Below are 26,623 nucleotides of genomic sequence, written 5' to 3' on the forward strand. Positions count from 1 at the left end.
TTTAGCTAATAAGCTGCTTATTTGTTGCAATAATAAAATGTGATTCGTTGTCCATTACCGCTAGCCCTAATTTAGGACTCATGTCGTCACTTAACTTTGCAAAACCCGTTAAGTTTTCATGTGAAAAGTCATTAGGGGGTGCGACAAGCGGCATGCTTGCAATAGTGCTGTATTCATAGCGGCGAGTGGTTCGACCGTATTGCCTGCAAATATTGTCAATTAGGTGGTTTCGCTCTGCTAAATCTGAATCCAACAATTGCAGGCTCACTACGTCCCAATCGACTTCGCTCACACGCTCATCGATGGTGATCCACGGTGTGCCTAATTTCTCAAACATGAAATACCAGCCGCTTTGCGTTCCTGCCCCTTTGGCAAATTGCAGCGCGTACTTAACGCGGATTCGGTAGGTTTGCTCTGTTTCATTTGGGATTTGCGTAATATCTCGCTCCCATGCAAGTAAATGCACAAGAGACAGTTCTGCGGTCATCGGGTCTAGCTGCTTTGCAGGCCATGTAAGCATTTCACTTACACGCTGCCAAAATCGCACCGCGCCTTTGCGTAACTTATCGAGTTCACTTGCTGGCCGCGCTAGCCAGTACGGCATTTTGGTGAGGGCTTCCCAATCTATGTTCATGACGCATTACCATCTGTTACTGTTAATGATGCCAAGCGCGGAACGTCATTTTCACTGGTAATATCACCTTGCCCCCAACTCAATGAGTCGATTCCCTCAAACTCCCTATGCAGTTCTTGGCCTAAACGACTAAAGCTAAATCTGCTTTGTGGTTTTGTTCGTGTGACTGAGTAATCAGTGTTTTCTCTAAATGCACTTCGGATAAAGTTTTCAACATCGTTGATTAATGCTGTTACTTCACTATCAAGTAAATAGATATGCGGATAAATAGTAACTGCAACAGCCACATCAACACCTGGCATCGGCAACACCAGTAAGTCATCACCATGGCCGTGATAGCCTTTTGCCATGACATAGTCGTTTAAGTCATCAATAAGTACTTGGCTTGGCTCACCTGTATCTAACAAAATAAACGCATTTGCAGTACCTGGGCCACGCGGCGCATCATGCTCAAAATAAATGTTGTCAGTGTCTAGGCCGCTACGTTCCGTGAGCATAGCGCGATATACCGCATCAATATGCCAAGGTGCAGCAGCTGTAAATGCGTTGCGGGTTCTTAGTTTTAACTCTTCGTTTGTTTCAGCATCTGCACCCAATACATCAAGCCACTGATCATCATTAAGTGCATTACTAATTCCGGTGACCGACTCGGGTAATATATGGTAATACCCTGCGCCTAAGTTATACGCAGCACCTGCAAACTCAGCGATCACCGGCACTAAAATACTGCCTTGGTTTTCAGGCATAATTACATCGTCAATTGTCAACACGCGATACACCGTGCCGTTAATTGCATCGGTTTGCACTACGGTTCCTGCGCTTATGAGTAAGCTTGGGCCAGCTTGAGCAGCACGATAGAAACGCACTTTACCTTGTGCACGTTCTTCACTTTTACGTGTTAGGTCATGCTCCCAAGCTTTCGCTTCTATAAACACGCTGTCAGTGGCGGTTTTTAAAAACAGGTTTGGTAGTATCTTTTCAATCAGTACCTTGTTGACTATCCAATTAGTCGGCTTTGCTACAATTGCGCTGATCACACGCCAAAACGGTGAGAACGGCGAGTCATTTGCAATAATACTGCCCTCAGCTTCAACGTCTTCTTTGAATAAGGCTTTCCATCCCTCTTCAGTGGTTGGAATACCCGCATTTTCTACAATGCGCTTAAAATCAATGTTCGCTGTTTCATCAGCCATCACTACGCCCCTATGATCAACGATGAAATATCACCAAAATCAATGGTTTTTGCATGCACCCACCATTGCCCTTTTTTAATTTCGTTTTCGGTCACTTGTACTGTGCCTGGCATGATCCGTTCGTCATCTTCAACAAGCAGCTTGATGCGTGTTTTCGTGTCGTTCGTCACACTCGTTCCTCTGTCACTTACCAGTAAATTGGCGAGGCCTGTATCTAAAATGGCATGCACAATATCTTGCGCTATCACATCACGGTCAGCTAAATAACGCGGGTTGTGGCCTGCATCTAACACCACATCACCACTTTCAATGTGAAGATCACGGTAAAGACTCATGAATGCATCTCCACAAAGTTCATGTAACTGCTATCACCTTTTGCTGGGTACACATTCACAGTGCCAACAGAGGTTGATTTTTGTTGGTTGGCATTACTGATCTGTTGGGTTATTCCGCCTTTTACGGTTTTGCCTTCAAGGGGGGCTATTGCTTCTACGCCTATCATTTTTTTCATACCTTCAAAGCTGGTATCAAGCTCAATTCCTGCTAGGTCGGCTAACTCTTCAAGCGCCCACAATAGTGGTGCAAATAACACTTCAACCGCTTTCCATGCGTATTCAAGGCCAGTTAATAAAACGTTGATCCAGCTAATATCCGCAAAGCTAGCTTTTAAGTCGTCCCAGTAATAAATCAGTGCCCCGACTGCCACAACTGCCGCAGCAATTGCCGCTACAATTAAGCCAATCGGGTTTGCATACATCACAATATTTAAAGCAAACATCACACTGCGTAAGGTGCTTAAGCCTGCGCTTAATGCTGTTGTGATCCCTGTCCATGTCATTGCCGCAACACCCCATGCGACCATAGCCATTTTGCTCGCGCCCATGATCACAGTGAACAAACCGCCTGCCGCAACAAGCCCCAATACTGCAACCGCTGCATAGCCAATCCACCGCGTTAAGGTTGGGAACTGCTCAGTAAACCACACAACATTGGTGCCCATATCAGCTATAAGCCCCACAAAATTATTAAAGGCGGGTAAGATGGCTGCGCCCCATGCCGCACGTATCACATACCAGCTTTGTGCTAACCGTTCGCTTTGGTCAGTCATGGCCATTGCCATTTCTTCGGCTTTTTGCATGCCGTTTACTTGGCCAAGTGAGTTAATTGAGTCATTCAAGCCATTAATGTCTGTTAGTAATAACTTGATGGTTGATACCGCGTTCTTTGAACCAAAGGCTTTGGCAAGTTGATCACCTTCGGCAACATCAATCACATCACCATATTTGCTACGAATTTCCGTTAAAATATCAACCATAGGCAACATGCGTCCTTGGCTGTCAGTAAAGGTCAGTCCTAAAGCAGATTGTGCTTTACCTACCCCCGCCAAAAACGCGGAATATTTAGTCCCCGCTTCACTGCCCGACATCGTCGCTTGTAATGTGCCAAGAATTGCCATTTGTTCATTCACAGCAATGCCTGCACTATTTGCATCAGCACCAAGAGAAGTAAACGCCGCCGACATCTCACTACCTGTGGTTTTAAATGCTTGAACTGATTGCGCCGTCATTCCTGTTATTTGTTCAACCCATACACTTTTACCCATGGTTTCGGCTTGGTTTTTAAAAATGCCGTACATAGTGCCCATGTAATTAGTGATGGTGGCTGCATCTGATTTAGTCGCCGCAGCAAGAACGTTGCTCGACATCGTAAACGCTGATAAATCAGCATCATTAAGCCCTGCTATCGCACTTTGAATGTCATAACTTGAACTCACAAACTCAGTGGCAGACTTGCCATATTTAAGGGCGTACTGATAAGAGGTATCCGTTAATTGTTTTAATGCAGATTCACGCACACCGAGAGATTTAACTTCACCCAGTACCCGATCCATTTCAATGGCGGGCATAAGTGCGTTTTGTAATGCGTAACCGCTGGCCGCAATGCCTGCCACACCAGACGCCATTTTCATGGTGCCCGTTTGGTAGTCACTTGATAGACCATTTAAGCTATGGCTTATTTTTGCAATGGGTTTAGTGATTTGGTCAATCAACCCCACTGTAAACATAAGTGGCTGCGGTAAACTCATTTACTTCCCCCAAAGGCTTTGCCTACGGCATTAATAACAATGGCTTCTAAATCTTCACGCTGGCGTTTTATCAGCCATGCTGCCCTTGCTAAGTTATGTTCGCTGTCATCTTCATGCGGTAAAAGATGACGGCGAAACGTCAACATTTGCTCAAGCGGGTTGTTGCTAATGGCTTCAACCAGCGCGTCTATTTTTTTACGCTGATCTCAAGCGCTGGCGCGAACTCCTGTTGCAATAAACCTGCAATTTGCAGTGCTGCACCTGGTGATTTATCAATTAACTCTCGCAACTCTTTTTTATTGCTTTCATCGACTGTGCGCATCACTAGATTGTGCGCAGGTGCGACCTTGTTATTCGGCATAATGTCGTTGATATAGCCGTTGTAATCATTGGTGCTTACATTAAATTTAAATTCTTTACTGCCAATGGTTAGGGTAATGATCTGGTTCATGCTGTATTCCTGCTATTAAGTAATTCTTTAAGTTGTTCGAATCCCTGTTTCATTTGCCGCTCCATGCGGTCACCAAGATCCTTTACATCATCCTTGGTCGCGTAGTATTCCGCGACATGGGTTTTGTGTTGCGCCAGCTCTTGGCGCGTCGCTGCATTACTGCTAAATAGGTAAACGATAATCGGTATGACGACTGTTAGAATTAAACTTACAATGCCGATGATCACTAAAATCCAATTCGTTAAGGTCATTTAACGGCTCCTTGACTGGCTGTTTTTTGCATTAGGCTCATTAGCTTATCCTTGTCATTTGAGCTTTTATTTGCGCTTAACCAAAACGCAGCAGCATTTGCTAGTAGCACAAATAGATTACCGACCAAGTACACAATTAAGTCTCGATTTCTTTCAATATCAGGCCCGTAAAACAACGCCCCCAATACGGCCGAAAATAAAACAAACAATAGAATTGTTAACGTAGACGGCATCCAATGATCTTTATGCTCGTTACGAGCGTTTTGTCTGTCTTGCAATTCGGCTTTGTATTCTTCCAATGCAATTTTTTGCAACTCAATATTCGCTTGGCGAATTTGCTCTCGCTCAGCATGCGCCCACTCTTGCAACGTCAAAGCAGCATCAGGATTATTCTTTAACTCTGCTGCAACGGCTTCTGGTGTGTTGTCCGTGCCTAAAGCTCCCGCAATTTGGCTACCAATACTGACCGCTAAACCAACTGGGCCACTCAATAACGGAGCTACAGCACCAGCGATACCACCAACAGTGTTTGCGATTTTTTGCCATTCCATACGCTGCCCCTTACAAGTTCACAATTCTGTCTAACCAACCAAACTGGTACTTCTCTTGGCTTTCATCGTTGGCCGCTATGTCAATACAAAAGCTAATACGTTGCCCCCGAACGGCTTCTGCCAACACATCAAGGCCTCTGTTTTTTCGAACTGCAGCATAGTCAGTTAAGGCACTGATTGTTCTGCTACCAGGTATGCCATCAACCACCAAATCTGGGTAAAGTGATTGGCATTTGTTAAGCACATTTAGCGCTTTTTGTAATGCCTTAGCCGAGGTGCTCACACCTGAATGAACAGCAAAGTCAAATAACTGCTCGGCAAGTGATTCACTTAACACGCTTATCTTGCTCAATTTCAGCGGTGACCAGTAGCGCTGATCTTGTATTAAAAATGCAGTCTGATATGGCATGTCTTGCATTTCACCTGTGTAGCCAAAGTCACGTGCTACGGCTTTGGTAATGCCATACATGGTTTCACCACCACGGTCTGTTGGGTCATTGACATAACCCCCTTCACGGTCAATGAGCTCTTTAATCAGTCTGATTTTTAATACATTCATATTGCTACTCGCTCAACTCTTGGCACGGAACACAGCGCTGCACACCTGGTACTGCTTTTTGCCGTGCTTTTGGTATTGGGTCACCACACTCAATGCATTCCGTTGCACTGAGTTTGTGGCTGTTGTTAAGTCCTTTTAATCGCTGATCAACAAAGCGTTGTTCAGCGCGTTCCTGTGCAATAACTAGGTGATCAATAAAATCCATTCACGCTCACCTTTACTGCACTATGTTTTCGATTTCGTCTGGGCGTAAGTACGGCACACCATTGATATGAACAAAGTCAGGGCTCGTTACATCAAACGGGATCTTAAATAAGCTTGATTGCCCGCCTTTTTTATCAATGTCTAAAATGTCACTGAGCTTGATGCGGCAACCAAATGCTTCAACCTTCATTTCATCTTTTGAGGTCTTGCCGTAAAACATGATGTCGAACGTTTCCATACCACGCCAAGAACCGGCGCTCTTCGCTGCATCTGAGATAAGTGCAAAGTTACTCGCATTAACTGACAGCTCACCATTTGCCGATACATCACCATCAACCGCACCATCGGGTACACCGCCCGTTTGTGATACCGCACTGTTATCGGTGATCGATAACGTGGCCGTGTCCACATGCACCATAATGTCACCTAAGTTGACGTTAAAATTCATTCCAGATAAACGCATGATGGCTGCTCCTAGTTGCTGCTTAAATCAAGCATGATGTTGACGGTAATTTCTTTCGGGCTGTTGTATGGGCGCAAAATAAGGTAAATAACCACGCTTTTATTGCTGGTCCATTCAATGGTGATGTCCCCTTCAATAGGTGGTGTGATTTCACCAGGGAACGCCGTCCCATTGATAGTTGTGCTTTTACTCATTTCGCGTAGCGGCTTCATAAAATACGCTTTGTTTAACTCAATGCTGTTCGGTGTTGAGTTAAGCGAACGGTTAGCAACACGACGAATCGCTAATACGCGCACTTGTCGGCTGGCTTTGTGCACTGGGCGCAAGTGTTCAAGGTATTGATAGTCACCGCCAGTTGCATCGAGCGTTTGTGCATCACTCCAATACACACCTTCAAAGTCGCTGTACCACTGCGGCACACTCATGCGGTTATTGGCTAGTGTTTCTAATGTGGCAAGTGATAACGGCTCGCCGTCTGTATCAACCGGTGCATCGCCTAGCCCTAACACACTGCCTGTTGCCACACGCATTGGGCTATCTGCAATGCTTACGCTGCGGTCACATAATCGGCCAGCTAATACACCCACGTTATTGCCGTGCAGCTGTGGCACTGGCACCACTAAATGCGCGTCAATACCATTTTGAATAGCAATGGTTGCGGCTTCATACGCTGCCCATGCTTGTGTTGCTACATCAATACCTGGTAACGCAACTAAGCTAGAAACAAAACGACCTAATTTGGCTTGTAGTGATGTTAGGTGGTCATGGATATCGGTAAGGCCTGCGCTAGTGTTCTGCTCGTCACATACCACCACCATTTCAAAGCTTTGTACCTCGTTTGCGCGATCAATCGCATCAACGATGCTTTCACCCTCTGCAAGCGGGTAAACCGCTGCGGTCCAGTTTTGGCCTGCGTTAAGTTGTGCAGCTTTAACTTGCGTTCTTAACGCGCTATCTGCAAACGCATCATCTAAATCTGTGTGTGCACCAACACTAAATAGCTGGCTCTCTTCATCTACTGAACCGGCACGGCCAACAAACAAGAAGTGTCGTTCGACACCTTCAATGTCACCTTGCCCTAAATTCAAATTGTTAACTTGCACTTTACCGAGTGGCATTGGCTTATCCTCGTTTATTGAGTTGGTTTAATATCTGCGCGAGTTCGCGCTGAACGTTTATGGTGGTGTCACCTAAAAATGGTCGAGCATCAACAGGGATATCCCAGCTTTTACGCTGTTTTTCGTCACGTAATATGCTTAGCATCAAGGTTGCTTTACCGTGATTTAAACTCGCTTGAATCTCTTTAACACTGGCGCGGCGGTAACCTTTGCCCTTGCTCTTTGGTACTTTGAACCCTTCAGCTGACAGCGCTTTAGCTTGGCCGCGAGTGCACGGCGCTTTGTAATCCGGCTTTCCGTGAATTCGTGCCATTCGGCTAGCTGTCATTCGCTCTTTGCCACCTTCTTGGTGCATGGCAGCAATTCGCCCAGTTAAACCCGCTTTATGCTTTAGCTCTAAGCGGTTGTTGCTTTTCACATACGGTTCAAGTGTTCGGCCTAGGCGTTTAAGTAGCTTGCCTTTTTTGCCGCTTTTGCTCGGCGTAAACTTCTCACCATCTACCGTGGTTTGAGTGCGAATACGCTTACGAGCAAGCGCTCGTTCGTGACGACCGAGTGTTTTTAAAACACGCACTCGTTTACCCGCTGGTAAGGCTAAAAGCTGTAGTTGGTGCTTAGCACTGAGTGCTTGGCGTTTGTTTGGGGTGATCACAATGCTCATGCGCGCCCCACAACATCAACATCGACATTTTCAGCCACGTTAATTGGTGCAAGCGACACATAGTAACGACCACCATTAAACTGCACTGGCCCGCTGTCATCAGGGATAAGCTCAATGTCATCCATCAGTTCTAATTCAATCAGTACCGTGGCGTTGTCATCACTAATTAAATCAATGTCTATTTCGGGATCATCTAAACCGAATTCGTCTCGCTGCCACCCGCTATCAATTAAAAAGGCGCATACCATGGCAAACAGGTTGTAGGGGTTAACCTTTTTATGTGGGAATTTTTCAATTGCAATAATGGCCGTGTGTTTCCACCTCGCCACTAAATAACCGTCTTGCCCTTGATCTGAATTGCAAATGATTAACTTGCCGCGTTCTTGCCAAGCATCAATATTGTTCTTACGAATAGCACCATTTAAGCTGGCAACTAAAAATTCGCATACTTGCTGTAACTGGCTAATAGTTTGGCTCATAGCGAATGCACTCCCGCACGGCCAAGACCAAGCAATAAGCGAATACTGCGGTTTGATTGCGCTAGAATTTGATTTTGCTGTTCAACGTCTTCAGCTTTGTTATTGCCTGCTTCTTTTTGGTCTACCGCCGAAAAGTACCCCATAAGATCACTGTGTGAACGGGCATACACGGCGCAACGGTAAACACTTTCTTGGCTTTGGCTAAACTGCGGCACACCATCAATCAGGGTGAAAGAAACATCCGTGTTACCTTTCGCAATATAATTATTAATTTGCTGCTGAACCTCTAACACACTACGGTTGAGCGAATCAGCAATTACCGTTTCTTCATAATATTCAGGTATGCGGCGATGATTACGGAACTCTTCTGTGCTAAGCACAGGCCAGCCGCTATCAGCATCAATTTCAATGCTGTCATCTGCTGTATGTTCAAATCCGAATGTCATGCCATTTACCTTTGCATAGGGTCAGTGCAGTTAGCGTCACAGTGATTATTTAAAAGTCGCCTTTTAAAACACTCAGCTAATGCACTGGAGGGTTTGGAGACGGTTTGCTTACTGTGCGTTAAGCTCAGCAAGCGCTCTAATTCTCATCGCTATTTTGTTTCTTACGGTTTTAACTTGTGCGTGTTTATGCAGCTCCTGCGCTTTCGCTAAATAGCCATCGGCTTGCTGTAAGCGCTGCAAGTCGCCAACGTGCGATGGCGTAACTTCGCCATTTTTCGTGCGCAATAACGCAAGGCCCGCAAATTTGTAATATTTAGACGTAACTTGCTCAGGTAATTTCCAATGATCCGCAACAAGCTTGAACACTTGCCCGAAGTAAGGCTCAATACTGTGGCCTTTTTCTGCTTGCGTTTGCGCCCAATCAAAAACAGTGTCGGCAATAAAACCAGGCCACTGGCGGCGAATACTTTTAACCATGGGCTGGTTAAGCTCAATGGCGCGTAGTCCAAGCTCGATGCCGCGACTGAGGTTGCCAACATCAAACAGCCATACAGTGCAATACGAGAAAATCGGGTTGTCTTCATTTTGTTTGCCTTCTTTCGTTAAGTAGTCTTCAACAATCGGTAACCACTTAGGCAGTAATACATCGCGTTTATGAGCTATTTTGTCAGCTCGGCGCACAAAGCCTTTTAGTCGTTTTAAGTCTTCGTCTAATTCAATTAGCTGTAGGTGCAGGCTGGGTGCATATTCACCACTGCCCGACACGCTTACTTTTTCGAGCTGTTTTTTTGCTGCGTTTTGCTCTTTGAATTGGAGGATTTTGGCTCCTCCGACGGCTTTTTTAACTCGTCAACCGCTTCCTTTAACTCGCTGTTCGTTTGGTTAATATCATCGGCGCTGTAAGCTAGGTCGCTTGCTGCATCGCTGGCTTTATCGGCGGCACTTTCAATGTTGCTTGCCGCACTAATTGCTTGCTCAGCACTTTCAGCTAATGACTCTGCAGCATCGTCAGCATTGGCTATGCTTGTGTTAAGCTCATCTGCTGTAGTTTCAACGTGCTTTAGTTCAACGCTTTCAACATTGTTTTCATCATCAAGCGTTACTTCTGCAAACACGGCTTGTTCTTCACCGTTTGCAGGGTCAAAGCCCTTGTCAAAAAATGTGATGTTTTGATCAACATATTCTTGAGCTATGTTGATTGCGTCAGCTTCATCGCAACCAAGTAACTGCGCAAGCAACTTAAGCGCGGTTTTTTCTTTGGCTTCATCAGACAAGCCTTTCAATGTATCAACTAGTTTTTTGCCTGTTTCAGAAACTGCTTTTTGCTTTTCTTTAGCAGCTTGGCGGCGTTTTTTAAAATCAGCAATGACACTCATGGCACTGTTACCTTTTGATAATTTGAGAAAATGCTAGGCGGTTAGCGCCTAGCTGCTTAATCACTTTTATGGCTTGGCGCCAATGTTCATTGCGCTTTCGTCAATCGCCGCGTACGCTTCAAACTCTTCGATTGCGTAGCCTTCATTACGCCAGTATGAGTTTTCAAACTGTTTGCGGTCCTCTTCGTCTTTGGCTTTGCGATGCGCTGTGCCTTTTTGCGTATAGATATGCAAGTTGCTTAAAATCGTTACGGCAATGCGCTTGCCCGGGAAGAACGGCGGTGTATAAGCGCGCATACCACCAATGTTTTTATCCATTTGCTGTGCGGCTACTTTTTCGCTTGGCTTATCAGCTTGGTTCATCATGTGAGTTTGAGCTGTGGCCGTTAGGTCTGAACCAACTAGCACAACTAAACGCGGGTCATTACGTAATGACGGGTGAATAAGCGTGTTTTTAAGCTCAGTAGCAATGGCGTCTAACGTTTTGTAATCGCCTGCACCATCCGGGTCAAAGTAAACAGGATCAGTCATGATTTGATCAGCCGCTTTATCTTTAACGATTTGGTGCCAGCCTTTGTTTACGTCTTCACCATTTGGGTTGGCAACTGGGTCTGATGTGGCCTCAGCCGATACACCGTTAAAGCCAACGCGCAGCATATCGAGTGCAAAACGTAGCGTGGCATTTTGGTTAATGAGCTTCATAAACTCATTTAAGTTACCAGCATTAGCCCATGTAGATAAAAGCGCCCATGTTGTTGCCGAACATGAATCGGTTTCAACCAATTCATAGGTATGGCCATCAACGCCTTGCTCTGATGTAAAACGGCCACCTGCTTTACGACCTGTCGCAATACCGTAGTTACCTACTTTTACAACTTGGCCTTTGATTTGGTCCACCTGCATGGTGGTGATCATGCGTAAGAACTCGACCGACTCTAAAAGCGCGGCACGAAGCTTTGTTTCCATTGGGTCAGAAATAGCAAACTTATGTGATGCGTCTTCTACACCAAATGTTTTTGCTACTTGCACCGAGTATTTTTGTAAGAACCCAGCGGCTGTTTGATTTAAGTGCATGCTTTATCTCGCTCTGTTATGCATTAATAAAAAGAAGAACTGGGTTAAACCAGGTCTACGGTTTCGCCGCCTGTTGGGTTAGGTTCTTGGTCTTCTTGCTCTTGGCTAAGCGCGTTAAATTTGCTTTCTAGGCCGGATACCTTTTGACTAACGCCATCCATCTTTTCTAAAAGCTGACTGAATTGCTCAGAAGTGACACCTGCTGCGCCTTTATCACCTTCAGTCTCTGCGGCTGGCGGGGTTTCTTCGGCCTTTGGTGGCTTTTCTTCGCCTTTTGGCGGTTTGCTGAATTTAGTTTCAAGGTCTGTCACCTTGGTTTCTAATCCTTCAAACTTACCCATTAGGGCATCAAACTGTTCTTGTTTCATGGGTTCTTCCTCGGTGATTTCATCTTGTTGATCAACTGATTGCTGATCCGTAGAAAATAACTTAACTATTTGGGCAAACAGGCCGAGCGCTTTTTCTTGCTTGTCGGCTGTAATATCTGCCTTTTGTTCTGAACTGGTGAAAACAAAATCACTGTGCTCAAGCGTTTCAAGCTGGCTATATTCGTGTTCAGCTTCATTATCACCAATTGAGAATTTTAAACGGCTGGTACCAGAGCTTGCTGGCGAATCAGTAACGGCAAGGCCTTGTAAATAACAACGCCCTTCGCTTTTGTAGTCTGGGTTTGGCTCAATAGACATAAACAGCTTTTGGCCGTCTTTGTTTGCAGCAAGCAGATAGTCGTTAGCGGTAATTTTCACAAACAGTCGTAACTTGCCACCTTTTTTAGCGGCTTTAACTTCGTCAACAGTGCCCCAGTTTTTGCCCTCAGTTGGTCCCCAACTTGAACGAAAATGCTCAGGCCAAATAAGCGCGGTATATTCATCAACCGAATATGATTCGGCCATTTGATTAATCCACTCTTTTGAAATGGTGCGACCGTCTACCGTTGCACCTTCTGTTGCTGCAATTACCCAACCTGATTGCTTTGCCATTTGTTTGCCGTGTTGCTTAAAACCAATATTTAAGCGCAGCATAGCCCTAAAAAATGGGCGTTTCATTCGGTTTGGTTTTTAGAAATTCCTAGATTGAGGTTCTAGGAAAAGGTAGGTTTTTTAGTCAGTTATAAGCTTATTATAAATGAATACACTGTCGCTAGTTATCAATTTTTACATGAGTAATTAGCACTTAAATGGCTTATTCACCGGAAATACGCGAAGCAGCAAAGCGGCTTTATTTACGACACTACACACCAAGTGAAATTCGTAGCGAATTAGACTTGCCTAATGATCGTGTTGTTTATTACTGGGCTGATAAATATAGCTGGCGCGACTTACTGCGTGAAGAAGAAGTCGACGAAGCCATTGCAAGGCGCATTGTTTGTTTAACTGATATTAGTGATAAAACAGGTAATCAAATAAAAGAACTCGACATGCTTATTGAAAAGCATGTAAAGCTTAAAAAACAACGTGCGCAAGAAGAAGCTGCAAAAAATCCGCAACCTCAAAATAGTCAGGCCAACTCAAATCAACCAAGCGGTAGAAGCAACTCAAAGCCAAAAGGCCGCAAACGTAAAAATGATGTAAGCCATTTAACCGAAGAAGATTTTGGCACCTGGTACGACTCACTGTTTGAATACCAAAAAACGATGCATGCAAACTTGCATCAACGTATTCGAAACATTCTTAAAAGCCGTCAAATTGGCGCAACCTATTACTTTGCAGGTGAAGCACTTAAAGATGCGGTGTTAAGTGGTGATCCGCAAATATTCTTGTCGGCCAGTCGCGCACAAGCTGAGGTTTTCCGCAGTTACATTGTGGCTATTGCTCAAGAGTTCTTTGAGATTGAGTTAACCGGTAACCCAATTAACTTACACACAAAACACGGTGATGCTGAGCTACGGTTCTTAAGTACCAATAGCAAAACGGCGCAAAGTTACCACGGCCATGTTTATATAGATGAGTATTTTTGGATAGGTAAGTTTAACGAGCTCAATAAACTTGCCAGTGCCATGGCAACCCATAAAAAGTGGCGTAAAACTTACTTTTCAACGCCGTCAACAAAAGCACACCCCGCTTATACCTTTTGGACGGGTGATCACTGGCGACAAGGCCGTGCTGAACGTGAAGAAATCGAGTTTCCTAGTTTTGATGAATTACGCGATGGCGGCAGGCTCTGCCCAGATAAACAATGGCGCTATGTAGTAACCATTGTTGATGCACAAAACGGGGGTTGTGACCTCTTTGACATTGAAGAACTGCGCGATGAATACAATGCCGATGACTTTAATAACCTGTTTATGTGCATCTTTGTTGATGATGCAGACAGTATATTTAAATTCAGCGACCTTGAAAAATGCATGGTCGATGCATCCCGTTGGCAAGATCACAAACCAAGTGCAGCACAGCCATTTGGTAACCGTGAGGTATGGCTAGGTTACGACCCTTCACGCACTCGCGATAACGCCACATTAGTTGTAGTAGCGCCACCTAAAAAAGACGGTGAAAAATTCCGTGTGCTCGAAAAACACTATTGGCGTGGAATGAACTTCGCTCACCATGTAAGTGAGATTCAAAAAATATACGCAAAGTATCGCGTCACTTATATTGGTGTTGATACCACAGGCATTGGTGCAGGTGTATTTGATTCAATAGAAACTCTTTACCCGCGCGAAGCCCAAGCTATTCATTACAGCGTAACCAGCAAAACTCGTTTAGTGCTTAAAATGATCGACTTAGTAGAAGCAAACCGGATTGAATGGGATGCATCACACAAAGACATTGCCATGAGCTGCCTAGCCATTCGTAAAACCAGCACAGAGACAGGTGGCGCAATTACCTTTAAGGCAAGCCGCGATAACACCACAGGTCATGCAGACGTATTCTTTGCAATTAGTCATGCCGTGATCAACGAACCAATTAACCACGCATTTAAGAGAAAATCACGATGGACCATGCAGAAGAACTAAACCAAACACCTGATCAAGCCAAACATGCGCCCGTTGTGTTCAGCTTACCCGAACAAGTTATGCCAGATATGTGGCTAACCGATTATGACTCGCTGTTTTATAACGATATGGACGGTTATTGGGAGCCACCCGTAGACCGTCATTTATTAGCAAATCTTACTCGCCGCAATGCCCAGCACGGCGGCATTGTAGTAAGCCGTGCCAATATGGCAGCTGGTCGTTATATATCGGGCGGTATGAGTGCCCAACAAGTACAGGCTGCATTTTTAAATCTAGTGCAATTTGGTGATGTGGCCTTACTTAAAATTCGCAACGGCTTTAAGCAACCGGTGCGATTATTCCCGTTGCCAAGTTATCGCACTCGAGCGGCTGGTGATGGTGGCGCCGTAGTGCTTGAACGTAACAATCAAATGAGAAAATACAAAGCCCGCGATATCATTTGGATTAAACAGTATGATCCTGTTCAACAAGTATATGGTTGCCCTGATTACTTAGGTGGTTTACAAGCGACGCTTTTAAATGAAGATGCGACCCTGTTTCGCCGTAAATACTACATCAACGGCGCCCACATGGGGTTTATAATGTATGCCACTGATCCTAACTTAGACCCTGAAGTTGAAGACGATATCAAAGAGAAAATTCAGGATAGTAAGGGCGTGGGAAATTTCCGTTCGTTGTTCGTGAATATTCCTAACGGTAAAGAAAAAGGCTTACAAATAATCCCTGTCGGTAACTTTGAAAGTAAAGATGAGTTTATGAACGTTAAGAACGTATCAGCACAAGATGTGCTGAACGCTCACCGTTTTCCGCCTGGCTTATCTGGCATTATTCCATCTAACACCGCAGGCCTTGGCGACCCGACTAAATACGATGCCATGTATTTTAAAAACGAAACAAAACCGTTAATCAAAAACGTGGTTGATGCTGTTGAACAAGATCCTGAGATAGGTAGCAAGTTAAAACTTAAGTTTGATTTAGAGCCAGCAGCTTAATACACCTTATTTGTTATAGATAGATATACTGTATATAATCACAGTATATCTAAGTTATTTATATAGGTAATGCTATGCGGGTAACATGTCCAAACTGTGGAAGTAAAGCGACTATTTCATCAAGAGAAAACCAATCAACCCATGTAGCTGATCTCTATATATCATGTACTGATGTTAAAAACTGTGGGGCAACGTTTGTTAGTACACTGGCATTTAAACATTACCTAAACCCACCACGCCAAACAACGGCAGAACTCGCCGCTTCTTTTCTTAAAAACTTACCGCGCGAGCAACAATTAGAATTAATGGGGCTTTAATTTGATACTTTCAAATAAATTATCTCTAATCTGTATCAATCTAACTCTCAATTCATTTTTATCACATTGAATCGTTAAGCCGCCTTTTAACTCTACACTTCTTTTAATATATTTATTATAAAAGTCTATTTCTGACAATCCTTCCTCAACCCATTCTAAATATTTTTTTAGTTCAATAGGATCTCGTAAGTCTTTATCTTCATTTACCAAATAATATGAAAATTTAAGTTGTTCATTAATGATATTGATCAATTCCTTGAATGGCTCTGGATAACCCTTCTGGTTATTAGAATATACATTGATGTAGTTCATCTTTACTTTAATTTTATTTTTTAATTCTTCTAAAGTGTAAAATCTTTTTTTAACTCTATCACTTACCTCTTTACTGACATCAGAATTACCATTAATTAGTTTATAAACATCAACTCTTAACTTTCTAGAGTCACTTTCTATTGTCTTTAACAATTTTGGAATAATTTCTATAGATAACTCACCAAAAGCCTCTAAAATTATTTTGTTATGGTGACTTCTAATGTTCGATTTATACGCAATCACCGCAACAAATACCGCTGCAATGGTAAATAAGCCACCCAAGAAGCTACCTGCATTACCAAACTTGCTTGCCAACCCCATAGGATCAATAAAAATAACAGTTGTCCCAGCAATAGCAGAAGCTATGACGACGATCCAAAAATACACTTCTAAATATGGTGATTTTAAATTATCCATGTATTTATCTAACTTTTTCAGCATTCTACTAAGTCCATTTCTATGAATATCTTTAATATTTTAAATCATTCAATAGTAATTCTACGCATAAAAAAAAGCCAGCGGTTAAGCTGGCTATTACAAAAAGTAACTTATAAGGTATCTTGATAAGTTACGCTGTCTTGCTGGTAACTTTTTGGTCAAATTATTTTTCTTTTGCGATTGCCTTTATCAATTTTTCAATTAAAGGAGCCAATTCTTTTGGCACCTCGGCTTTACAAACCTGCTTATGATACACTTTATCGTTTTCTAATTTTATTGGAACATTACTACATACTTGTACTGGCTTGGCAAGTTCAGCAATAAACCTTAGCCTTTCAGTATCATAAAAATACTTAAACTCTCCTTGTAGAGAAATATATGATTGAGATAGTAAAGTTGAAACCTGCCTTACATACTCATCCTTGTATAAATTATCCCGCATGATTCGTTTTATATCTTCTTTCTTACGAGTAAGTTCTTTTGTTTCATTTTCATCATTGTTATCGTCGATTGATAGCGAAGAAAAATTATATAAATCATTTATATTAAACTCACCTGTACCTAAAAACTTTTGAAACTTTTCTTCTTCGAAATTTATCACTTTATCCTTTAAATCATTTATATCTTTTTTAACTTCTTCAAATTCAGAACCAGATAGCTTCGAATTTGTCTCTGGGCTTATCTTTAACTGACCATTGATTGCATTTTGGCAAATCGAAAAAACACTATCTCTGAATAATTGGACTGTTTGTGACCTTCGATAAAGTTGGGTGATATTTTGTGTAATGGACTGCGATAAACTAGTAGCTATATCTGCTTTATTTTCTATATCAGCTTTAAAAAGTGCACTAAATGCTTCTGAAATAGTATTAGCAGCTTCTGGCGGTGGCTCAACACAGACTTGGCCACTTTTTAAATTAATAAGTGCTACCCTCCTATTAGCATCGGTGGCGGAAACAACGAATCCACTCTGTTCATCAAACTTATTTGTGAGCATTGGGTGTTCTCTTGGAGGGATAAAATAAGAGCATCCAACTAAGCTACCTATAAATAAAACCACAATATAATTTTTCATTACAAACTCCTTTTTGATTACATTTGTTAAAATATAGTATGTGATTTTATTTGTTCAAGATTCTACATGTATGAAAATTCGTATTTAACCACATTAGGCTATCGAACTTATTGACCACCAATTACTCTCACTTACAGCAGAAGCTTGATCGTTTTTTACTAACAGCGCCAAATCCCAGTCCCCTATTGCAACAAGCCCATTCTTATTCCTTGTTTCAATTAATGAGTCACGGCCATCATGCTCGGCATATGTGTATGCAAGATCTATTAACTCTTTTGCTTGTTGTCTATTTACATCGGTTACATGCCAACTACCCGATTTTTGGGCGAGTGTTTTCGCTCGATATTCAATAGCGAGTCGTTTTTCATGTTTCAGTTGGTCTACTTCGTCCAGAACCTGCAACTGACCATTCCTTATTTGATAAATTTGGTCGTTTCGCCTGATCCTTTTACCTGAAATTAGATCCTTTTTAACCTGCTCGATCTCTTTTTTGTCATAACCCACCATATCAAGTAACAACTCGTCCCTAGAGCCCGTGGCTATGGGCGTACAGTTATTACCACTAGTCCAAGATAGGTCGGCTACGCCGACGTTGGTGTTGTCCTTAGCCGCGGTTTTCTCTGCTGTGCCTTTGAGTTGTCTGGTCCACTCGACTAATCGAGTTATTAACTGGTTATTGTTTAGGGTGCGATAAACGCCTTTGATGCGTTTCACCAATTCTGCGTAGTCATTACCTTGTGGGGTTTCTTCGTAATGGGTTTTAAAGTTTGCATCGCGGCCAATACACATACCACCCTGCAGCTTTACGTATTCTTTCCAGTTTGCTGCATCAGCTGCTTGGCGTATTGGCTCAAACTCATCATCATCAAGTGTTGTACGCATACGGCGTAGCTCACGATAAACCGTCACACTTGGTGAACCTTGAAACTGAAACTGGCGGATATTCCACGTACTTGCCCAAGCTAAAACAGGATTAACCTGGCTTGTTAAGCTTTCACCTGTTTCAGCGTCTTCATGATCGGTGACACCATAACCATCAATGTTTTTACTGATGTACTTAGCAATATAGCTTGCAGCACTACCCTTGTTTTTATCCATGATCACAGCATCAAAACGCGGGGAAAAAGTGCGATAAAACTTGCTTGGCTCTTTGGCCTTTTTGCCTTGGCTTTTTTTAAAGCCCCACTCTTGGCGCTTTTGCTTATAAATCTTAAATAAACGGGCTTTCTCTGTATTAGCACGATAAGGAACACACGCTTCAACAAGCTTCAGGTGAATGCCCTCTTTATCTACATTCACCCATTTATTAAATACTTTGACTCGGGTTAACTCAGGACCATAACGGTTATAAAGCTCGGTTTTATCTTCTTGAATAAAGTACCAACGTAAAATTGCATTGATTTCTTGTACTTTGTTTTTAGGCATGAAAAGCATCATGTGCCAATGCGGGCAACCATCTGCATGGGGTTCAACTACGCGTACACCAAAGTATTTAAAGTCACGGCGGTTCAATTTAGAACGAGCTCTTGCCCAAGTGCGAGTTAAATAGCTTTGTGCATCTTTAGGAGTTGTGCCCTGCCACTGGGCTGAATTTGCATGGTACTTTGCAGGGCAAGTAATTGTATAAAATACGCCTACATATCCCATTTCGTCGGCGAGCTCTTCAGTCTCACGAATACGCAGCATTAACTCATTACGTCGGTTAGCTGGGTTTGCCATTCCGCTTTTAACCGCTTCAATTAGGTCAATTACATCGCCGTCACTGCTTTGTAGCTCCATCATTTCAAGGAACTGACGCCCGCTTGCTTGCGCAAAGCTAAATTCACGTTGTGCTTGCTTAGATGAGTAAGGGCTAATACCACGGCGTTTAAACTTATTGTTTTTCTTGTCGTGATAAAGGTCTTTACCCACCTGCCCTGTGGCTATTTCTAATAACTCTATAAATTGTCGGCGAAGAGTTTTTAATTGACGAGCCCACCACTTATCACACTGCATTTTAAGTATGGCAATTTCAAAACACTCACTGGGTAAGTCATCATCACGCATGGCATAAAATGGCACGTTTACACCAATCGCTTTTGCATGTTCTGCTACGGCTTCATAGGTAAATCTAAGTATTTGCTCATAACCCAATGTTTGGTGCTCTTCGCTTACATCAAGTGCTATTTGTACACACTCAATTGCCAAATCACCCGCATGTTTTTTTGTTTTCTCAACACTACTTAAAATATGCCACGGCAATGGCATATTTTGAGTAATACTGAACAACACGCCAAAACGTGGCTTTAATCTGTTTATAGTGCGGCGCAACCATGTATTAGCCCGGTATTCACTCCCTGCTTTCTTTTGGTTATATCGGTCAATGTACTTGCGGGCTATACGGCTTTGTAGTGGTACAGGCACATTTTGTAAGCCTCGCGCTAAGAAGTTGTGATTGTCTATATCACTTATAGAGGAAATTAAACCCTTAGCTATGCTCGATAGTCTAAGGGTTTCTAAATCAAGAGGATGGTTTGTTAGCATTGCTATGCAAACTCAATCAAGCTTACATCTTCATGAATCTGTACCGCTTCCAGTGCGTTAGTCATTTGGTGATAAACGTGCGCATACTCAGGGTAGTCATCAACAATTAGTTTGATCACCGGTATTAAATCTGTCAGGCAGTTTTCGCACTCAATCAACATGGCAAACGTTGGGCGCTTACCTAAGTTTTTTAAAGTAAAGTTAACTTGGTCTACTGCATGTAATACGATATTGCGTACTAAACACTGATTTTTAGATAGATCTTGGTCTTTGATAGAGGTCATTTTATTAGTCCTTTAGGGTGTGGATTTTGTTAAATTACGAATATTTCTGCTGCGGCTGGATAGCCTTTGCAAAATACAAAATGGGCGTATTCGGTAGAGTCTGTTTGACTTGGTTTTTCTGGGTTAAAACCTGGTCGTTTACTGTGAACATAAACGGCCGCAAGCGGTAAGTTTTGCCACATTGCTTTACGCTTTTGGCTACCTAACCAATTTAAGCGTTGCAACATAATTACTAAGCCATGGTCATCAACCATATCAAGCGCTTTTTCTGTAAACTCTTGCGCTAACTTAAACGGCGGGTTAGTGATGATCATGTCGAATGTTGGCAGCAATGCACTTGGCGTTGTTAAAAAATCACGGCCTCTAATCTCTGCGCGTGAATCATTCCGAATATCCCAACTTTCAACCAAGAAACCCTCTTTTTCTAATACAGTGGGGTAGCTCATTTCGAACTTGTCACAGCCACCTGCACTTGGGTCAAGTACTCTTGGGTATTCATCTGGTGAGCAAAGCAAAATGTTATTTTCAGCGAAGGCCGCTAAAAAATCTTCAATAAGCCAATGTGGTGTTACATAGTAATCATCAGCATTGCGCACAGTTCCGCGATTAGTTGAGCTCATGATCAATCCTTAATGTGTTTGAGTGTTAGTTTGTTGCTCAGCAACCAAGTGCGGAACTACCTCAAACTTAGGCTGAGTGCGTTCAAACTTTTCAGGCATCAACACATTTGCATCAGCAAACGTGGCAACAATACTTTGTAAATTCAAAATTGCCTTATGTACGGCTTTGCGTTCTTGAACATCAAACTTGTAAAAGCTCATTTTTATGTGACGTTGTTTAAGCCCTGCAGCAAAACAAACAATCTTTCGCTGTTGTTCTGTCAAAACTGCATCAAATAGGTAACCAGGTGTACGCTTTGTATCACCCATCAATGCTTTAATTTCAGTAAGGCCTTTTGGTAATTTTCGCCCTTCAACAACTTCAAGTTGAACTGCATTTTTTTCATCACTCTGTGCTAAAGAATTTGCCATGATCAATGCTCCTAGCTGTTTACGTTTTGTTGGTACTGGTTTCTAAACTTCACTAAATCTTGAACACGGTAGTAGTTTGATTTTCCGAACTGGACAGGCAGCGGGAACCCTTCAACTTTTGATAGCTCCCAAAACTTTTTACGACCACAACCAAGCAACTGCATAGCTTCTTTTGAATCAACTAGTTTTTCGTCTAGCTCTTTTACTTGTTCACGTAAAGCTAAGTTCTCTTGAAGCAAAGCAAACAACATAGCCTTTGCATCTGGATGAATGTTTAAATTCACTATTTCTTGTTTAGTATTCATGCGGCACTCTCCTTGTTGCATTTTTGGTGATCGGCCAGTAAATCGTTTACCGATACTTCGCCGTTTGTTAATTCAGAAATACGTGGAATGTATTTAGCTGGGGCTTGGCCATGACGATGCACCCAATGAAATACAACTGATTGCTTTGTTCCTAAAATTTTTGCAAGTTTTGTCTGCCCACCAATTAGCTTTATAGCTTTTTCAATTGCTGACATTCTCATCTCCTTCAATGGCTAACCACTTTAGGTATATATTAAGATCTCTTTTAGTGGTTTGTAAACCACTATTTGTTGTATTTAAGAATATATAACCAATAATAGATATTTGACCTAAACCACTTTAAGTTGTGATAATCTTTCGAACAACTAATTAAAGTGTTTATATTTAACAACTTTTGGAGATGATATGGATATTGCTAATCGTGTGAAAAAGCTAAGGAAAGCTTTAGATCTTACTCAATATCAATTAGCCGAACTCGTTGGTGTAGCGCAAAATTCTATTCAAAAACTAGAAAAGGGTGAAACCAAGAACCCTAGAAATATAGAGTCGCTTGCTAGAGCACTAAAATGTACCCCTGAGTACCTTCAATTTGGAATAGGTGAACTAGATAATGCAACATCAACACCTATTGCTAAACACCAACTTCCGCTAATAAGTTGGGTTCAAGCTGGTGCTTGGTCAGATATTTCTGAAGTTAGCCCTGTGGATGCTGAAAGATTCCTTTGCCCTGTTAATTGCAGTGAACAGTCATTTGTTCTAAAGGTTCAAGGAATAAGCATGGAGCCTAAGTTTAATGATGGCGACCTAATATTTGTTGATCCCGAAGCAGAATGTATCCACGGTTCGTATGTTGTAGCTCGTTTAGATGACGACAACCAAGCTACTTTCAAACAGCTGATCATCGAAGGCAATCAAAAGTTCCTCAAAGCCGCCAACCCCAACTGGCCCGAGCAACTCATCCCCATCAATGGCAACTGCACGTTGGTAGGGAAAGTAATTTTTACTGGTAAATCTCTGTAACTTAGAAATATATAATTAAAGGACTAATACATGTTTTTTGAAAAAGCAAAAAACCTAAGCATTCTGGAAAAGCTGTTAAGCCGTTATTGGAGTCAAGAAGGTAAGAAAAGTCTTAGTGCTAATCATGAGGTCACTGATGAATTAATGAGTTTATTAGTAGATTCTTTGGCAATTGTAAAAGAAATCTTCAATCACCCAAAAACTTGGGATCAACACATTATTCCTCAATCTGAAAACCTACAAGAATTTATAAGAATATGTGAATATTTCAACAGGTTAGAAAATGATTATGTGGATTTGCAAAGACCTATTGAAATACTTTATTTATGTACGCTGAGAATTCTTTATGAAGTTGACTTTAAAAGAAATAATCAAGAGATATATTCGACCCTTTTTAACGATACAATGTTAGGAAAAATAAAACTAAATGCTGCTATTAACTCCAAAAATGAAACTTTCAGTAATGACGTTAGAAAGCATATAGATTACATTATTTATTCCGTTCCTTACGATGTTTTAAAAAATCTATTCAATTCTGATGAATTTTCATTATTTTCAAATTTTGATGAGAAAACCAATTTAGCGAAAGAAACATTAGATAAAATTCAAAGTTGCTCTGATAGTTTAAATGAAAAGATTTCAAGTTTTGAATCAAGACTAATTGAAAAACAAAATAATGTAAATGCATTACAGAAGACTCTAGAAAAGCATGAGAATGCCTTTAATTTTGTAGGACTATATAAAGGCTTCAATGATTTAGCTAAGAGTAAGAAAGTTGACGCAAAATCAACATTGTTTATTTTGCTTGTCCTCGCTTCATCGATATTAGCTCTACCATTAATTGGATCTGTAGTTTATTTCTTTCATGGCGTGAACACCTCACAAAATATTTCTTTTCTAAACCACTTGCTATCACTATTCCCATTAATTTCATTAGAGTTATTACTAATATATTTTTTCAGAGTCGTTTTGCATAACTATAAATCAATTGAAGCACAAATATTACAAATTGAACTTAGGCAAACGCTCTGTCAATTTATACAAAGTTATTCTGAATACTCTAAAGATGTTCGAACTGAGACATCTAACCCATTAGAAAAGTTTGAAAACTTAATATTCAGTGGAATTACAAGTGACTCTGAGAATTTACCTAGCACTTTTGATGGTATGGACCAATTAACCAAATTATTCTCTTCACTAAAGAAAGGCTCTTAACATGAAACGGATGATACTACTAATTTTTTGTTTAGCGGTTGTAATAGGAATAACTGCCATTTTATTTTACGTAGATAATTTCGGTTTTGGTTATGCTCAAACTATTGGTGATTGGGGCGCAGTTGGCGACTTTTTCGGGGGCGTTCTAAACCCTACATTTGCATTGCTTAGTTTAATTTTAATAGCTTATACGTTAATGCAAAATAAGAAAGCTCTAGAGCAAAGTGAAAAGGCTTTACAAGTCAGCAATCAGGAACTAGCTCTTACTCGCAATGAACTTGCCAACTCAGCAACCGCGTTAGAAGAACAAGCAAAATTACTTGCTGTACAGAGCTTTGAAACCACATTTTTTAATATGCTGGAATTACACAGTCGTCTACTAGATAACTTCTCATACGACTATTCCGGTTCATATGTAAGAATTAAAGAGGAGCTGAATATAGATCATTATAGTGCTGGAAGTAGCAAAGATGCTAAACCAGGGATCTTTTATATTAATAGGTTACTTACTTCTATTAGCGATGCGCATAAGAATGTTAAAAGTTCACAATCAAATGGTGAAAAATCTATAATTAATACATTTAATGTTTTTTATAGGTATGAAAATAAAGAATTTGGTATCTATTTCAGAAATCTCTACCAAGTTCTGAAATTGATAAAAGATAGTGTACAAAACGTTCAAGAACAAAAAAAATATAGCAACATATTAAGAGCTCAGTTATCTAATCAAGAGTTGCTTCTTCTATTTCTAAACTGTTTATGTCCAAAAGTTGATAAAGGACAATTTAGAGAGCTTGTTATTCATTTTGAATTACTTGAGCACTTAGATATTACATATGTCCGAGGCAAAGATGAACTTAGATCAATTTTTAGAGTAAACAACCCTACTTTCTTTTTAGAAACAATTGAAGTTGATGAATATATTTCTTTTAACTGTAACGGAGAGGTAAATAAATCCGCCTTCGGTAGGAATAATCAAATATCAAGCTATTGCGAAAATGAAAAAGCTACCAACTGTAAAGAAGAAGATATTAATTTAGAAAGAAATAACTGATGGATATAAGTAAAACAAAAAGCTCATTTTATCGAAGGCTATTAATTGCAGGTTTAATAGAAAGTAGAATTAATACAATTCCTAAACTAATGGCTGAGATAAAAATCCCACGCAGAACCGCTCAAGATACAATTATCGCTTTGGAAGAATTAGATATTGAGTGTATATATGAAGGGGCAACCAAGAACGGTCATTACGAGATCCGTTCTTGGGGAGCCATAGACAAAAACTGGGTAATTAATAATCTTGAAAGAATTAAAGAAACGTTAAATTATTAGCTAAGAACTTTCTATATCATTCAATAGCCTTACCAAGGCTCGCCCTAAAGCAGCTGCCATATTCACAGGAACTGCATTTCCAATTTGCTTGTAAATAGCAGAAAGCGGGCCTTTAAACTCCCAATCATCAGGGAATGTCTGAATTCTGGCATACTCCCTAGATTGTAGAGGCCTAGTTTCTATAGGGTGGCATCTTTCAGTCTGTTTTTGAGCGGGAGCTGTTGTAAGGGTCAAGCTTGGCTCTGATAAAGATAGTCTACGAGCCATTCCAGTTTTACCACCACCTAAAAAGTAGCTAGCTTTCATATACTCTCTTTGAAGCTTATCAGGTAAATCTCTCCAATAACCACCTGGAGGTACATGCTTCATTATCGCCTTCTTATTTTCAGGATAAAGCTGCCCTGATGACTCAGGAACGTCTGAGTTGTAGAGTTCACCTTTATATAAAGCATCTTTAAGGGCTAACACCTTCTTATAAGGTGAAGGCCAAATAAAATCAGCTTTATTAACTAGATCTTTACGTATTCCTATTAGTATCAATCTTTCACGTTTTTGTGGCACTTTATAGAATATTGCTTTTAATACTCTTGGCTCGACTAATACATACCCAAGCTCATCAATTACATTCTTAATAACGTCAAGGGTTCTTCCATTATCATGATTAAGAAGGGCTTTAACATTCTCTGCCATGAAAACCTTTGGGTTTATTTCTTTTATGGCTCTTGCCATTTCAAAAAACAAAGTACCTCTCGTATCTTCAAAGCCAAGACTCTTCCCTGCATAAGAAAATGCTTGGCATGGGAAACCGCCAGTTAGAACATCAATCGGCTCTTTAATTTTAGTGAAGTCAACTTGTGATATGTCGCCCTCTATAACATTCCAATCAGGCCTATTATGACGTAAGGTACTGCATGCATGTTTATCTAGTTCATTAAGCAATACACTATTAAAACCTGCCGATTCCATCCCCAGAGCTAAACCACCACCTCCAGCAAACAGTTCAACAAGGTTATAGGTTCTATTAGGCTTAATTTTTTCCTCGGCTTCCCACTTAGATTCAAGAAAGCTTTTAATCTCCTTGTAGTGCTTCACTTGTTCAATTGGAATTAAATTATTTTCAGAACAAGGTATTAACTCCCCTTTGTTTATTTTTGATTCAATAGAACGTTTTGGCAAAGATAGTATGTCTGCTAATAACTCTGCACTAAAACTGTTTGGGGATTTCTCTAAATTAAGCATGTACTTTACCGCGATTAAAACTACTGTTTAATTATACTGAA

The 26,623-nt window shown here is 41.3% G+C and carries 35 protein-coding genes; 7 read left to right on the top strand and 28 right to left on the bottom strand.

Going from position 1 to position 26,623, the window contains the following annotated elements; translation table 11 throughout:
* Position 1 precedes the first annotated feature (1 nt).
* From MTF66_RS06435 to MTF66_RS06525, 19 genes are all read right to left on the bottom strand, one after another.
* Positions 2-634, bottom strand: coding sequence for a phage tail protein (locus MTF66_RS06435; protein ID WP_248526796.1), 633 nt, complete (start codon positions 632-634; stop codon positions 2-4).
* Positions 631-1,827 carry a baseplate J/gp47 family protein gene (locus MTF66_RS06440; protein ID WP_248526797.1) on the bottom strand — a complete coding sequence of 399 codons (1,197 nt, stop codon included), beginning with the start codon at positions 1,825-1,827 and terminating at the stop codon, positions 631-633. The genes MTF66_RS06435 and MTF66_RS06440 overlap by 4 nt, the downstream gene beginning before the upstream one ends.
* A 2-nt stretch (positions 1,828-1,829) precedes the next feature.
* On the bottom strand, positions 1,830-2,162 hold the full coding sequence (locus tag MTF66_RS06445; protein WP_248526798.1) for a DUF2590 family protein: 333 nt from the start codon (positions 2,160-2,162) through the stop codon (positions 1,830-1,832).
* Entirely contained in the window at positions 2,159-3,913 is a 1,755-nt protein-coding gene (locus MTF66_RS06450; RefSeq protein WP_248526799.1) for a phage tail tape measure protein, read from the bottom strand. The genes MTF66_RS06445 and MTF66_RS06450 overlap by 4 nt, the downstream gene beginning before the upstream one ends.
* Positions 3,910-4,059 (bottom strand): hypothetical protein, encoded by a 150-nt coding sequence (locus MTF66_RS06455; protein WP_248526800.1) that lies wholly within the window; start codon positions 4,057-4,059, stop codon positions 3,910-3,912. The genes MTF66_RS06450 and MTF66_RS06455 overlap by 4 nt, the downstream gene beginning before the upstream one ends.
* Before the next feature lie 41 nt (positions 4,060-4,100).
* Positions 4,101-4,364 carry a putative phage tail assembly chaperone gene (locus MTF66_RS06460; RefSeq protein ID WP_130167141.1) on the bottom strand — a complete coding sequence of 88 codons (264 nt, stop codon included), beginning with the start codon at positions 4,362-4,364 and terminating at the stop codon, positions 4,101-4,103.
* Positions 4,361-4,615: a hypothetical protein gene (locus MTF66_RS06465; RefSeq protein WP_065978200.1), complete on the bottom strand. Its 255-nt coding sequence runs from the start codon at positions 4,613-4,615 to the stop codon at positions 4,361-4,363. Before MTF66_RS06465 ends, MTF66_RS06460 begins: the two co-directional genes overlap by 4 nt.
* The gene (locus MTF66_RS06470) at positions 4,612-5,166 is read right to left on the bottom strand and encodes a hypothetical protein (protein WP_065978201.1); all 555 of its coding nucleotides are present in this window, start codon (positions 5,164-5,166) and stop codon (positions 4,612-4,614) included. Before MTF66_RS06470 ends, MTF66_RS06465 begins: the two co-directional genes overlap by 4 nt.
* A 10-nt stretch (positions 5,167-5,176) precedes the next feature.
* Positions 5,177-5,725: a glycoside hydrolase family 108 protein gene (locus MTF66_RS06475; protein ID WP_248526801.1), complete on the bottom strand. Its 549-nt coding sequence runs from the start codon at positions 5,723-5,725 to the stop codon at positions 5,177-5,179.
* A 4-nt stretch (positions 5,726-5,729) separates the two neighbouring features.
* Positions 5,730-5,930, bottom strand: a complete 201-nt coding sequence (locus tag MTF66_RS06480; RefSeq protein ID WP_130167137.1) for a TraR/DksA C4-type zinc finger protein — start codon at positions 5,928-5,930, stop codon at positions 5,730-5,732.
* A 12-nt stretch (positions 5,931-5,942) separates the two neighbouring features.
* A complete protein-coding gene (locus MTF66_RS06485) occupies positions 5,943-6,392 on the bottom strand; it encodes a phage protein (RefSeq protein WP_248526802.1) in 450 nt (149 codons plus the stop codon).
* An 11-nt stretch (positions 6,393-6,403) separates the two neighbouring features.
* Positions 6,404-7,510: a DUF2586 domain-containing protein gene (locus tag MTF66_RS06490; RefSeq protein ID WP_248526803.1), complete on the bottom strand. Its 1,107-nt coding sequence runs from the start codon at positions 7,508-7,510 to the stop codon at positions 6,404-6,406.
* A gap of 4 nt (positions 7,511-7,514) precedes the next feature.
* A complete protein-coding gene (locus tag MTF66_RS06495; protein ID WP_248526804.1) occupies positions 7,515-8,171 on the bottom strand; it encodes a phage virion morphogenesis protein in 657 nt (218 codons plus the stop codon).
* Complete coding sequence (locus MTF66_RS06500; protein WP_248526805.1) at positions 8,168-8,650, bottom strand: phage tail protein; 483 nt, start codon at positions 8,648-8,650, stop codon at positions 8,168-8,170. Before MTF66_RS06500 ends, MTF66_RS06495 begins: the two co-directional genes overlap by 4 nt.
* Entirely contained in the window at positions 8,647-9,096 is a 450-nt protein-coding gene (locus MTF66_RS06505) for a head completion/stabilization protein (protein WP_248526806.1), read from the bottom strand. Before MTF66_RS06505 ends, MTF66_RS06500 begins: the two co-directional genes overlap by 4 nt.
* 108 nt (positions 9,097-9,204) lie before the next feature.
* The gene (gpM, locus tag MTF66_RS06510) at positions 9,205-9,861 is read right to left on the bottom strand and encodes a phage terminase small subunit (RefSeq protein ID WP_248526807.1); all 657 of its coding nucleotides are present in this window, start codon (positions 9,859-9,861) and stop codon (positions 9,205-9,207) included.
* Positions 9,862-9,863: 2 nt separating this feature from the next.
* Positions 9,864-10,472 carry a hypothetical protein gene (locus MTF66_RS06515; protein WP_248526808.1) on the bottom strand — a complete coding sequence of 203 codons (609 nt, stop codon included), beginning with the start codon at positions 10,470-10,472 and terminating at the stop codon, positions 9,864-9,866.
* Between the two features lie 66 nt (positions 10,473-10,538).
* Positions 10,539-11,546, bottom strand: a complete 1,008-nt coding sequence (locus MTF66_RS06520; RefSeq protein ID WP_248526809.1) for a phage major capsid protein, P2 family — start codon at positions 11,544-11,546, stop codon at positions 10,539-10,541.
* A 44-nt stretch (positions 11,547-11,590) separates the two neighbouring features.
* The gene (locus MTF66_RS06525) at positions 11,591-12,592 is read right to left on the bottom strand and encodes a GPO family capsid scaffolding protein (protein WP_248526810.1); all 1,002 of its coding nucleotides are present in this window, start codon (positions 12,590-12,592) and stop codon (positions 11,591-11,593) included.
* 131 nt (positions 12,593-12,723) lie between these two features.
* Here MTF66_RS06525 and MTF66_RS06530 point away from each other — a divergent pair, with 131 nt between their 5' ends.
* The 3 genes from MTF66_RS06530 (at position 12,724) to MTF66_RS06540 (ending at position 15,808) form a co-directional block, all read left to right on the top strand.
* Positions 12,724-14,499 carry a terminase large subunit domain-containing protein gene (locus MTF66_RS06530; RefSeq protein WP_248526811.1) on the top strand — a complete coding sequence of 592 codons (1,776 nt, stop codon included), beginning with the start codon at positions 12,724-12,726 and terminating at the stop codon, positions 14,497-14,499.
* The gene (locus MTF66_RS06535) at positions 14,478-15,491 is read left to right on the top strand and encodes a phage portal protein (RefSeq protein ID WP_248526812.1); all 1,014 of its coding nucleotides are present in this window, start codon (positions 14,478-14,480) and stop codon (positions 15,489-15,491) included. The genes MTF66_RS06530 and MTF66_RS06535 overlap by 22 nt, the downstream gene beginning before the upstream one ends.
* A 74-nt stretch (positions 15,492-15,565) precedes the next feature.
* Positions 15,566-15,808 carry an ogr/Delta-like zinc finger family protein gene (locus MTF66_RS06540; RefSeq protein WP_248526813.1) on the top strand — a complete coding sequence of 81 codons (243 nt, stop codon included), beginning with the start codon at positions 15,566-15,568 and terminating at the stop codon, positions 15,806-15,808.
* On the opposite strand, the gene MTF66_RS06545 is transcribed toward MTF66_RS06540, so the two are convergent.
* From MTF66_RS06545 to MTF66_RS06580, 8 genes are all read right to left on the bottom strand, one after another.
* The gene (locus MTF66_RS06545) at positions 15,794-16,561 is read right to left on the bottom strand and encodes a hypothetical protein (RefSeq protein ID WP_248526814.1); all 768 of its coding nucleotides are present in this window, start codon (positions 16,559-16,561) and stop codon (positions 15,794-15,796) included. The two genes, MTF66_RS06540 and MTF66_RS06545, sit on opposite strands and share 15 nt — an antisense overlap.
* Positions 16,562-16,721: 160 nt before the next feature.
* Positions 16,722-17,633 (bottom strand): hypothetical protein, encoded by a 912-nt coding sequence (locus MTF66_RS06550; protein ID WP_248526815.1) that lies wholly within the window; start codon positions 17,631-17,633, stop codon positions 16,722-16,724.
* Between the two features lie 93 nt (positions 17,634-17,726).
* Positions 17,727-20,156: a replication endonuclease gene (locus tag MTF66_RS06555; RefSeq protein WP_248526816.1), complete on the bottom strand. Its 2,430-nt coding sequence runs from the start codon at positions 20,154-20,156 to the stop codon at positions 17,727-17,729.
* Positions 20,157-20,158: 2 nt separating this feature from the next.
* Positions 20,159-20,440: a hypothetical protein gene (locus MTF66_RS06560; protein WP_248526817.1), complete on the bottom strand. Its 282-nt coding sequence runs from the start codon at positions 20,438-20,440 to the stop codon at positions 20,159-20,161.
* Positions 20,441-20,469: 29 nt separating this feature from the next.
* Entirely contained in the window at positions 20,470-21,060 is a 591-nt protein-coding gene (locus MTF66_RS06565) for an SAM-dependent methyltransferase (protein WP_248526818.1), read from the bottom strand.
* Positions 21,061-21,069: 9 nt separating this feature from the next.
* Positions 21,070-21,471, bottom strand: a complete 402-nt coding sequence (locus MTF66_RS06570; protein WP_248526819.1) for a hypothetical protein — start codon at positions 21,469-21,471, stop codon at positions 21,070-21,072.
* Between the two features lie 11 nt (positions 21,472-21,482).
* Positions 21,483-21,776: an AlpA family transcriptional regulator gene (locus tag MTF66_RS06575; protein ID WP_248526820.1), complete on the bottom strand. Its 294-nt coding sequence runs from the start codon at positions 21,774-21,776 to the stop codon at positions 21,483-21,485.
* Complete coding sequence (locus MTF66_RS06580; RefSeq protein ID WP_130167121.1) at positions 21,773-21,991, bottom strand: YdaS family helix-turn-helix protein; 219 nt, start codon at positions 21,989-21,991, stop codon at positions 21,773-21,775. The genes MTF66_RS06575 and MTF66_RS06580 overlap by 4 nt, the downstream gene beginning before the upstream one ends.
* Before the next feature lie 190 nt (positions 21,992-22,181).
* Here MTF66_RS06580 and MTF66_RS06585 point away from each other — a divergent pair, with 190 nt between their 5' ends.
* From MTF66_RS06585 to MTF66_RS06600, 4 genes are read left to right on the top strand one after another with little or no spacing between them, the layout of a single operon-like run.
* Positions 22,182-22,796, top strand: a complete 615-nt coding sequence (locus tag MTF66_RS06585) for a LexA family transcriptional regulator (protein ID WP_130167120.1) — start codon at positions 22,182-22,184, stop codon at positions 22,794-22,796.
* A 30-nt stretch (positions 22,797-22,826) separates the two neighbouring features.
* Positions 22,827-24,011, top strand: coding sequence for a hypothetical protein (locus MTF66_RS06590; protein ID WP_248526821.1), 1,185 nt, complete (start codon positions 22,827-22,829; stop codon positions 24,009-24,011).
* A 1-nt stretch (position 24,012) separates the two neighbouring features.
* Positions 24,013-25,065: a putative phage abortive infection protein gene (locus MTF66_RS06595; RefSeq protein ID WP_248526822.1), complete on the top strand. Its 1,053-nt coding sequence runs from the start codon at positions 24,013-24,015 to the stop codon at positions 25,063-25,065.
* The gene (locus MTF66_RS06600; RefSeq protein WP_248526823.1) at positions 25,065-25,343 is read left to right on the top strand and encodes a helix-turn-helix domain-containing protein; all 279 of its coding nucleotides are present in this window, start codon (positions 25,065-25,067) and stop codon (positions 25,341-25,343) included. Before MTF66_RS06595 ends, MTF66_RS06600 begins: the two co-directional genes overlap by 1 nt.
* Here the strand turns inward: MTF66_RS06600 and MTF66_RS06605 are convergent, their stop codons facing one another.
* Positions 25,344-26,582: a DNA cytosine methyltransferase gene (locus MTF66_RS06605; protein ID WP_248526824.1), complete on the bottom strand. Its 1,239-nt coding sequence runs from the start codon at positions 26,580-26,582 to the stop codon at positions 25,344-25,346.
* Positions 26,583-26,623: the final 41 nt, after the last annotated feature.

The organism is Pseudoalteromonas sp. 2CM39R (assembly GCF_023161845.1).